14 protein-coding genes and 1 pseudogene are annotated in these 9,264 nt (G+C 31.0%); 4 read left to right on the top strand and 11 right to left on the bottom strand.

The annotated features are described in order from the left end of the window. A partial coding sequence (locus tag RBB48_RS31115) for a sporulation protein YjcZ (RefSeq protein WP_306008812.1) occupies positions 1-73 on the bottom strand: 73 nt, incomplete at its 3' end. Between the two features lie 399 nt (positions 74-472). Here RBB48_RS31115 and RBB48_RS31110 point away from each other — a divergent pair. Beyond that, positions 473-742, top strand: coding sequence for an LCI fold-containing protein (locus RBB48_RS31110; protein ID WP_306008810.1), 270 nt, complete (start codon positions 473-475; stop codon positions 740-742). Between the two features lie 265 nt (positions 743-1,007). Then, positions 1,008-1,286 carry an ArsR/SmtB family transcription factor gene (locus RBB48_RS31105; RefSeq protein WP_306008811.1) on the top strand — a complete coding sequence of 93 codons (279 nt, stop codon included), beginning with the start codon at positions 1,008-1,010 and terminating at the stop codon, positions 1,284-1,286. Between the two features lie 134 nt (positions 1,287-1,420). On the opposite strand, the gene RBB48_RS31100 is transcribed toward RBB48_RS31105, so the two are convergent. Beyond that, a complete protein-coding gene (locus tag RBB48_RS31100) occupies positions 1,421-1,531 on the bottom strand; it encodes a YjcZ family sporulation protein (RefSeq protein WP_000540371.1) in 111 nt (36 codons plus the stop codon). 401 nt (positions 1,532-1,932) lie between these two features. On the opposite strand from RBB48_RS31100, the gene RBB48_RS31095 reads away from it, so the two are divergent. Next, positions 1,933-2,349: a hypothetical protein gene (locus tag RBB48_RS31095; RefSeq protein ID WP_306008813.1), complete on the top strand. Its 417-nt coding sequence runs from the start codon at positions 1,933-1,935 to the stop codon at positions 2,347-2,349. Between the two features lie 141 nt (positions 2,350-2,490). Here the strand turns inward: RBB48_RS31095 and RBB48_RS31090 are convergent, their stop codons facing one another. The 3 genes from RBB48_RS31090 to RBB48_RS31080 all read right to left on the bottom strand — a co-directional run bounded on the left by RBB48_RS31090 (position 2,491) and on the right by RBB48_RS31080 (position 3,675). Further along, entirely contained in the window at positions 2,491-2,712 is a 222-nt protein-coding gene (locus RBB48_RS31090; RefSeq protein ID WP_306008809.1) for a hypothetical protein, read from the bottom strand. Positions 2,713-2,794: 82 nt separating this feature from the next. Continuing rightward, positions 2,795-3,355 (bottom strand): DUF4236 domain-containing protein, encoded by a 561-nt coding sequence (locus RBB48_RS31085; protein ID WP_306008808.1) that lies wholly within the window; start codon positions 3,353-3,355, stop codon positions 2,795-2,797. A gap of 209 nt (positions 3,356-3,564) precedes the next feature. Next, on the bottom strand, positions 3,565-3,675 hold the full coding sequence (locus RBB48_RS31080; RefSeq protein ID WP_000505681.1) for a YjcZ family sporulation protein: 111 nt from the start codon (positions 3,673-3,675) through the stop codon (positions 3,565-3,567). A gap of 279 nt (positions 3,676-3,954) precedes the next feature. Here RBB48_RS31080 and RBB48_RS31075 point away from each other — a divergent pair, with 279 nt between their 5' ends. Further along, a complete protein-coding gene (locus RBB48_RS31075; RefSeq protein ID WP_025118671.1) occupies positions 3,955-4,380 on the top strand; it encodes a DUF4879 domain-containing protein in 426 nt (141 codons plus the stop codon). Positions 4,381-4,850: 470 nt separating this feature from the next. Here the strand turns inward: RBB48_RS31075 and RBB48_RS31070 are convergent. The 6 genes and pseudogenes from RBB48_RS31070 to RBB48_RS31045 all read right to left on the bottom strand — a co-directional run. After that, positions 4,851-5,054: pseudogene (locus RBB48_RS31070) on the bottom strand (hypothetical protein); the annotation flags it as partial. Positions 5,055-5,546: 492 nt separating this feature from the next. Next, positions 5,547-6,146, bottom strand: a complete 600-nt coding sequence (locus RBB48_RS31065; protein WP_136804545.1) for an NDxxF motif lipoprotein — start codon at positions 6,144-6,146, stop codon at positions 5,547-5,549. Continuing rightward, positions 6,143-6,718: an HAAS signaling domain-containing protein gene (locus RBB48_RS31060; protein ID WP_086396668.1), complete on the bottom strand. Its 576-nt coding sequence runs from the start codon at positions 6,716-6,718 to the stop codon at positions 6,143-6,145. The genes RBB48_RS31065 and RBB48_RS31060 overlap by 4 nt, the downstream gene beginning before the upstream one ends. Then, positions 6,672-7,025 carry a PadR family transcriptional regulator gene (locus tag RBB48_RS31055; RefSeq protein ID WP_000993663.1) on the bottom strand — a complete coding sequence of 118 codons (354 nt, stop codon included), beginning with the start codon at positions 7,023-7,025 and terminating at the stop codon, positions 6,672-6,674. The genes RBB48_RS31060 and RBB48_RS31055 overlap by 47 nt, the downstream gene beginning before the upstream one ends. A 303-nt stretch (positions 7,026-7,328) precedes the next feature. Then, positions 7,329-9,035: an ABC transporter ATP-binding protein gene (locus tag RBB48_RS31050; RefSeq protein WP_086396667.1), complete on the bottom strand. Its 1,707-nt coding sequence runs from the start codon at positions 9,033-9,035 to the stop codon at positions 7,329-7,331. A gap of 83 nt (positions 9,036-9,118) precedes the next feature. Beyond that, on the bottom strand, positions 9,119-9,238 hold the full coding sequence (locus tag RBB48_RS31045; RefSeq protein WP_189340010.1) for a class III lanthipeptide: 120 nt from the start codon (positions 9,236-9,238) through the stop codon (positions 9,119-9,121). Between the last annotated feature and the right edge of the window lie 26 nt (positions 9,239-9,264).

The following is a 9,264-nucleotide window of genomic DNA, read 5'->3' as shown; positions in this document are numbered from 1 at the left end:
TAAATAAGACAACTAATAAAGCAAATCCTCCTGCAAAGCCACAGCCGCCACCGCAGCTACCACCAAAGCCCATAATAATTCCTCCTTTAAATAGTAGGAGAAAAATAAGGAGTCACTCATGTATTCTAATGGATTCAAATTATTTTATGTTTTTATGGATTAATTGAGCAGGTCCTTTTGAAAATAAAAAAAGGCGCCATAAAGCGCCTCCCATCTGGGTAAATAAGAAGTAAGGTTTCTAAGATAACTGAAAAAAATAGAACAGGTGCTTAGATTTTATCACGATTTTTTTCTAAATGAACATGCATTATTACATACCATAATAAATCCCTCTATTTTCCATTTGATAAAATGAATTACCAATATTAATAAGATTCGAATAAATATTTCTACAAATTCAAAATATTTACAAAAATAACAAAAGTGATATATTTAAGGTGCAAGTTAAAAAAATATTTGAGGGGGATTTATTATGTTCAAAAAGTTAGTAGTAGGAGCATTAGCAGCAGGTATTGTATTGACAGGAGGAATTGGTGCAGCATCAGCAAACGTATATATTCCATATGACGAATGTTATAGCTCGCATGTATCTTATAATAATGGTGTATATACTAAATATCTTGTTCAACCTGGTGACAAATTTAATAATGTATACAAGGAAGATGGGATTACTTTTTATTTTAAAGGTGTGAAAAAATTATCTTGTGGAAAATATGTCGCTTTATATGAGGGAAGAAAATAATAGAATATATCATGAAAAGCCTCTACTAATGAGGCTTTTCTATTTGTTTAGAAGTATTATACTAAAAAAGACACCCTAAGGTGCCTCCCTCCGACTCGAACCACTTTAATTTTAATAATATGTATTGGACTTCCATTCAAGTATCATTTTTCTCAATGAATAATTGGTATATTTTAGGTTGTTTTTTACTATTTTTATGTTAAGATATTTTGGTTGATATTCATCTTATTTTAGGAGGTTGGAAGATCTGTTACATGCTTTTCATATGGATTTTAGTTTTTATACCGAAAGTATAAAAGTTTTAGGGTTATTAGGGAATTCTACTCGATTATCAATTGTTTGTAAATTGATTACATATGGATCGTTGTCAGTTTCTGATTTAAGTAAGCAAACAAAAATTACAGAAGATTTGATTCTACAACATTTACGTAAATTAGCCTCTGGAAATATTGTAATTAATGAACGTATAGGGAAAAGACTTCATTTTAAAATAAAAGATAATAAAACAATTGAGATTATTAGGGTATTAGGATTACTAAGTTAATTTTAATTACTTTCAATATAAATGATTTTGCTATAACTCAATTGTGCAAAATCACATTTAGCCCGCCTACGGAAATAGGTAAGTTTTTAATATACAAAAAGGCGCCCATATAAGGGTGCCTTTTCCAATAGTTTTTAGCAGAAACAACTGCATCCGATAATGATTAATAAAATAAACAATACAACTAATAAAGCAAATCCTCCAGCAAAACCGCAGCCTTCGCCGCAACTACCACCATATCCCATAACAATAGTGCCTCCTTTAGATCAGAAGGTAAAAATAGGGTTCATTCCATGTGATTTAATGGGTTCACATTACCTTATGTATTTAGGAATGAATTGAGCAGGTCCTCATAAAAATAAAAAAAAGACGCCATAAAGCGCCTTCCATTTGGGTAAATAAGAAGTAAGGTTCCAAGATAACTGAAAAAATAGAACAGGTGGTTAGAGTTTATCATATTCTTTTGCCTAATGAACATGCATTATTACATATCATCACGAATCCCTCTATTTTCCATTTGATAAAATGAAATCCCAATATTGTTAGTAATTAAATAAATATTTATATAAATTGAAAATATTTACAAAAATACAGAAGTGATACATTTAAGGTGTAAGTTATAAAAAATATTTAAGGGGGATTTATTATGTTTAAGAAATTAGTAGTAGGAACATTAGCAACTGGTATCGCATTAACTGGAGCGATTGGAGCAGCATCAGCAAGTACAGAAGGTGTAGATAATACTAAAAATTCAGCGCCAATTATCCAACGTACCCAAATACTTAAAGATGATTTCAGTCTGATAAATGGTGAAAGAGAAGTATCGTTCGAGCATGTAAAAAAAGCAGATATGAGAGTTCATATGACAAACAATACTAAAGGTACACTTGACTGGTCTTTGAAAGACTCAAAAGGTAATGTTATTGGTTCTGGATCGTTAGCAGCAGGAAAGGGTTTTACAAATACGTACAATACTCTTCCAAAAGGTAAATATAAGCTTAAAGTTACTCACAGAAATGGTGGTTCTGGATCGTTCTATGCAGCTGCTCGTACTTTAGACTAGTATTTTAAGCGTATTGCAGAAGAACGATCAGAGAGTTTGGGGATTAAGGAGTTTTGTCATAATATCATCGTTCGCAAATACAAAATCATAAAAGACCTACCTAGGGAAATAGGTAGGTCTTTTAATACATAAAAAAACACCCTAAGGTGCCTTTTGCGCTGTAATAAATTTAAATACATAGTACATAAAAAATAACAAAGATAGGCTTGCTAATCTGCCAGCAATCGATTCTTTCATAAATTTCATAAGTAACACTTTGACAATCAATGCTAAGAATAACGGTATAAACAGTACCATAGCAAGTTTAATAGCTAAGTCGTTTATAGTTGGATTAAACGCTTCAAAATTAATGATGATATTCACTTATCCCTCTTTTTATCTATTTATATTTATAATTAGATTTATATTGTTTTGACTACTAAAGAGCCGTTAATTTGAGAACCTTTTATTTTTGGATTATAAGAGTACTTTCACATTTACGACATGCAATCTTCTCTTCCTCAAAAATGAATAGATTTTCAGCATCACATTCTGGGCATACAACTGCAAATGGTGTTTTTATATTTTTATAGCATAGGAAAGAAAAGAATGCCATGATTAGAGCAGGTATAATAAGCATCATAATTAAGAATAGGCCCGCAAAAACGCCTGCAATTATGGAAAGTGGTTTCATTAGTTTTCTACCTACGGAGTTTACTTGATTATCCTTTTTACGAAAAGCAGTAACAAGGTAAGTTTGGGTTTCTTTTACTGGCTCAAATGCATTTACCGTATTGTAATCTTGTTCATCCATAGTGGGATAGGAAGTGTTTGGTCCTTGATACCCTCGTTGTATATAATAGTTGTTTGACTCAGCTATTCGTGGTGTATACGAGATTCCAGTTCCAGGTACATAAGTTGTTGTTCTTGATTCAGGTGGAATGGAGTTCCCTCCCGTACCCGTGTATGTAAAGTTAATTTTCACACCCGGGGAAACTTGGATAATTCTACGAAATTTATAACCCATAATACTGTATCCTCTCCATTGAATTGTGCTCATTATGGTGGCGAATGGGACACAGGTGGTCTTTTTGGAGAAGCTAAATGTGTTTATAATAAAACTGATGAATTGGATAATGAATAGTATATAAAGGCCTTATCTTTTCTATAGGAAGATGAGGCTTTTTTATGCATAAAGAAAAGACACCCAAATAAGAGTGTCTTTTCCCATAGTTTTTAGCAGAAGCAAGAAGCTCCGACAATTATTAATAAGATAAATAAGACAACTAATAAAGCAAATCCTCCTGCAAAGCCACAGCCGCCACCGCAGCTACCACCAAAGCCCATAATATTTCCTCCTTTAAATAGTAGGAGAAAAATAAGGAGTCACTCATGTATTTTAATGGATTCAAATTACTTTATGTTTTTATGGATTAATTGAGCAGGTCCTTTTGAAAATAGTTTGTATATTGAAAGTAGAGGATTAATTATCCTGCATGTCAATCAATATGCTAAATTGCATATCTAAAAAAGTAGAATTTGTTAACATTTTCAAAATAAGGAATATTCTTATAAATTTCTGTTAATATCAAACTTGTACTTATTATAAAACAAGGGGATGTTTATATGTTTAAAAAAGTTACATTGGGGATATCATCATTAGCAGTGGCAACGGTAGTTGGGTTAGGAATGGCATCGGAGGCATCAGCAGGGCCAGCAGCACCTCTAACTTCTTTAAGTGTAGTAAAAGTGGAATCACAATTGGGTGGAGTTGAATACATTACCCCTAATAGTTTTAGTACAACTAAAGATCATGGGGGAAGTTACTTATATGTTTACACAAAAGAAATAGGGTATGGACAGTTTCCTTTTGCCAAAATGAATGGATTTGATGTAAAAAGTATTGGTTCACAAATAATTGGTGGTAATCCTATTGTAGGTTGGGAATATAAATGGGACGCATCAAATCATCAAGAAGGGACTTTTGAATATCAAAAGACTTCAATAAACTATCCAAGAGATACGTGGCGCACTTCGTTATATATTAAATAATTAGTTATATATATTCGTAGCATGATAATCCCTTCACAATGTGTGGGGATTTTTTCATAAAAAAAAGACACCCTAAGGTGCCTTCCTCCGACTTGAACCACGTTCATTTAGTATAAACCTATCCGTATTATCCCTTTGTTATACGTGTAAACACATCCTATAAAACAGAATCGTCTATATACACCAGATTGCTAGTTCACAAAATATCAAGAGATTTGAGATCAATATGTTACGTCTTTCAAAAGAATCTGCTTTATAGAATGTATCCACAATATATATTTTACTACATGTAATATTTATATAGTGTATTTTTTTACAAATATGTATAATTGCATAAAGTTTACAAGAAAAATAGAGTATACTTTGGTATTGTGTAATAAAGATATAGCCCACCTCCGGAAATAGGTGGGCTTGTTTATGTAATGTAGAATAGATTCAATGTATACTGTGAGGGGGTCAGTAGGCATTAATCATAGCGCCAAACTTTGTTCATATTTCTCTACATCTTCCATAGTTTTAAATATTAATACATCAAAAATTCTTTTTTCATTCCCACATACGACAACAAAACCATCCGTTGCTTCCAAACCCCTACCGACGACGCCATCCGTAAGTTTAATACTGGTGAGATGTTTTACGTTCAGTTTTTCTTCTTTTTGAATATAAGGGGTCACCTTACATGCCCATCAACTTAAGAAAACAAATCCACCCCAAAACGAAAAAATGAGCTTTTTCATTACAAATTAGCACAAAATCTTGTTCTGGGGGTAGTTGCATTTTCTTAGCTTGATAGCGATGGGGTGGTACCCCTACTTGGCTAGAAAAAAACTTATAAAATATAAGGTAATAAACAAAAAAATACCTACCAATATGAGGTGAACCCGAATATTGGTACATGAAAAAAACACCTCCTGAATTCGCATACTAAATATGCAAATTCAATGGAGGTGTTTTTTTTCATCTCCCCTCTTCCAGTCGCTAACATTTAAAATACAGAAAGCCTTCCTTTGTTTTACTTTCGATATTGTAGAGAGATAAAACTTGTATAACAATTGAAGATTTTAGTAAAGTAACTTTGAATATATTTTTCATGTAAAAATATTCCTTAACGTACAATTTTCTTTTTTGGGTCGCGTGCTCCCTATAAGTTCTTGAACTAAATAACATTACCCTCCAAATGCTTTAGTATCAATATTGTTCTTATTAAGGAAATTTTCTATTTTTTTCTGCTCTCTTCCATTCACTACATCGACTTGATCAATTATTGGTTTCTTTGGAAGATCTCCGTTACTTACGTCATCTATAAAATGATCAAGTCTTTCATCTAGTTTATAAAGGGTCTCATTTAAAGCTGTGATGTACTGGCTAATTCTTTTAGATTCTTCTTGATAGCTTTCGGGCAATGTATTATTTAAAATATAGTTAGAAAAATTTTTATCATTTTCTTTTAGAAGCTTGTAAATTTGGCCTAATTTCTCTAATTCATTTCCTTGCAATTTTTTTTCTTCGTCTATAATCTCTTGAAATGGTTCACTAGCATTAGATAACTCTTCATAGCTATCCAAGTATGTTTTTATACTTGATTTTATTTCTTCTTCGTCTATTATTCTATTTTGTTTTTCAGAGGTAAAAATATTACTAGGAATCTCTACGTTTTGCATAGGAGGCATTTCATCTTTTGTAGTATCAACATTTTCCTTTTCCTTTTGTGAACATGCGCTTAATATAAAAAGAATAAAGGCGCTATAAAAAATCTTTCTCATCATAGTTTATTCCCCCTGGCAATTAACATATTCCATCTCAAGTATTTAATGAATAGTCTAAAAAAGGACTTCCCAATATAATACCCTAGGAATGCTAAAATAGAACCCACGATAACCCCTTTTATAGAATCGAAAACTTCTCCAACTCCAATTGTACTAAATCCATTAACAAATCCCATTATAATTAAAATCAATGGAGACAGAATCATGATAGGGACACTGATGATATAAGCTAATATAAATGGTGTCAATATTACCAGTGTAATTAAACTCACTATAATAATAATACAATTTATTAAACTTAATCCCATAATTGACAACATTGCTGTAAGCATATTTTTAATATTTTTATGCTCGTCAACCTTCTTAATAGAATAAATTGCATTTAATTCTTTAGCAATCTCTACAGGATTTCCTAATTCTTTAGAGATTTCCTCTTCACTTTTATTTGTATGTTTTCCCTCAGTAAAGTGAATAACATATTCAGCTATTATATCCTTTTTTTCTTTTTCAGGCATAAACTTCAAACTATTTTTGAGTATTTTCAAAAAATCCTTCTGGTTCAAGTTTATCATTCTCCTCGATAAAGCGATTAATTATTAGGAAAAACTCATTCCATTCAAATTTCAAATCTTCAAGTTTATCAACCCCATCCTTTGTGATTGTGTAGTATTTTCTAAATGGTCCTTCTGTTGATTCTTGATGATAGGTAGTTAGATGTTTTTCTTTGACTAGTCTTCTTAATATTGGATAAACAGTGCCTTCAGATATGACAATTTTACTCGATATTTTTTTTACTAATGCATATCCATATTCATCCCTTTTATTTATTATCAATAAGACTATTAACTCAAGTACGCCTTTTTTAAACTGAGCATTCATACTTTATCACCAGCATTTTTAATTATTTCTAATCGAAATATTCTAATAATAGTTTATATTAAAATGGAAAATAAGTCAAGAATTCCCTTTTAAGTAAGAAAATGAATCATCTTCGTTTTCTTACTTAAAAGAGAATTCTAAGAAACATATAACAAATCTTTGAAAATTAGGCATACTAATATTCGTACTAAAAAAAAGAACGTGAGGGGTATGGAAAATCAAAACTTATTCAAGTAAAAACACTATCAGTCTGATGCTGTTTCTATTTAAATACATATTGGTTTTCCATACTAGAACCACTTATTACATTACCATAGATATAAACTCTTTATATCTTTTATTTATTTCACTAACTCTTTCATGTGAGCCTTTGCATACAATCTCTCCATCTTCAAGGAATAATATATTATCATCCGGTTTTACTTCTTCTAAATTATGAGTTACTTTAATTACTGTCTTCCCCTTTGTAAGTGTCTTTATAGACTCTAAGACTAAATTTCTGGATTCTATATCTAGATTAGATGTAGGTTCATCTAACAAAATTATATCCGGGTTTTTTAAGAATAATCTGGCTATATTCAACCTTTGTTTTTCCCCCCCTGATAATTTATCACCACTCTCGCCTATGTTCGTATCAAGTTTATCTTTTTGCTTTTCAACAAATTCTTCTAAATTTGCATATCTTAAAGCTTCTCTTATATTAGATTCATCAATATACTTTTCATCAAGACCATACAGCAAATTTTCCAAAATAGTACCACTAATTAATGAGGAACCTTGACTTACTATACCTATGTTTTTTCGCAACTCATAAGTATTCAATTGATTGATATTTACATTGTCTATCGTTATTTCACCATTTGTTGGAAAGTAAAACTTCTCCAATAAGTTAATTAAAGTTGTTTTTCCGGATCCAGACGGCCCAACAATAGTTAAAGCTTCTCCACGTTTTATATTGAAAGTAATATTTTTTAGAATCAAGTTATCTTTATATCCAAAGTTAACTTGTTTAAAGGATACCTCGTTTTGAAATGCATATTTAGTATTGCTAGTTTGTTCAATTTCATTATTATTCATTATAGTATTTAAACTCTTGATAGCACCGTTTGCTTTGTGGTACTCTCCAATAAACCCACTAATTGAGCTCATTGGGGTCATCATTTGAAATGCATAAATAACGAACGCAATTAATGTACTGATAGATAACGTTCCTACCGATATTCTATAAGCTCCATACCCCACCACTATTAATAAACCTAGAATAAGTAAAAGGCTCACTAAAGGTGCTACCATGGCGAAAATTTTACTTTCATATAAGTTTGCATTATACAGCCTGTCAATACACTTATACATTATTGACTTTTCATGCTTTTCTGCTGTAGAAGCCTTCACCATTTTTATATTTTTAAAAGTCTCTTGAGTTTTTGCAATAAAAACAGAAATTTCCTTTTGTTGTCTATCCCCCGTTTGTTCCGTCTTTCTCATAAGAGGAAAGATGATACCAAATATAAATGGAGAGATTATTAGTATAACAATCGTTAATTTCCAATCTAAAATAATTGTTAATGTTAATCCACCAAGTATCATAATAACACCCGTAACTAATTTAGGGATGTGGTACGTTATTAGATCCTTTATAATTTCCGTATCATTAACAATTCTACTGGATAATTCCCCACTATGGTGCTCATCAAAAAAGTCAACTTTAAAATGGAGCATCTTAGTATATATATTTTTTTGTAAATCACGAATTATCATGTTACCAAATTTAGCTATTATATACTGATTTACTGATTCAATTATAGACTTTGCTATTAGAAATAATACCAACCCACCAATCATCCAAAGACTGATCTTATTAACTGAAAATTCATCGACAATATCTTTCACTAAAAGCGGGAATACTAGGGATGCTACTGTAAATAAAATTGATACAATTATTATCGTACTTAGAAGTAACTTTTTTCTTCTATCGTTAATTGCTAGAAGGAGCACTTTATATGCATTCATTTATATTCACCTCATTAAATTAAGACAATAAAGTTTGATTGATCAAACTCTATTGTCTTTATGGAGAAACAAGTATTTAATGTTTAGCAGAAGAACCAGCTTGCATTGCTACTTGTTTTACATTGAACACTTTTAGAGGATTTCGCCTTTAGTTGAACATCTTTAGAAATAGATTCTTTTTGTAAAGATAGTACTTTATTCATTTAATACCCCTCCGTTCTTTCTATAT

The sequence above is a fragment of the Bacillus sp. MMSF_3353 genome, assembly GCF_030733445.1.
In the GTDB taxonomy this organism is placed as follows: Bacteria; Bacillota; Bacilli; order Bacillales; family Bacillaceae_G; genus Bacillus_A; species Bacillus_A wiedmannii.
This window is presented reverse-complemented; position numbering and strand designations above follow the sequence as displayed.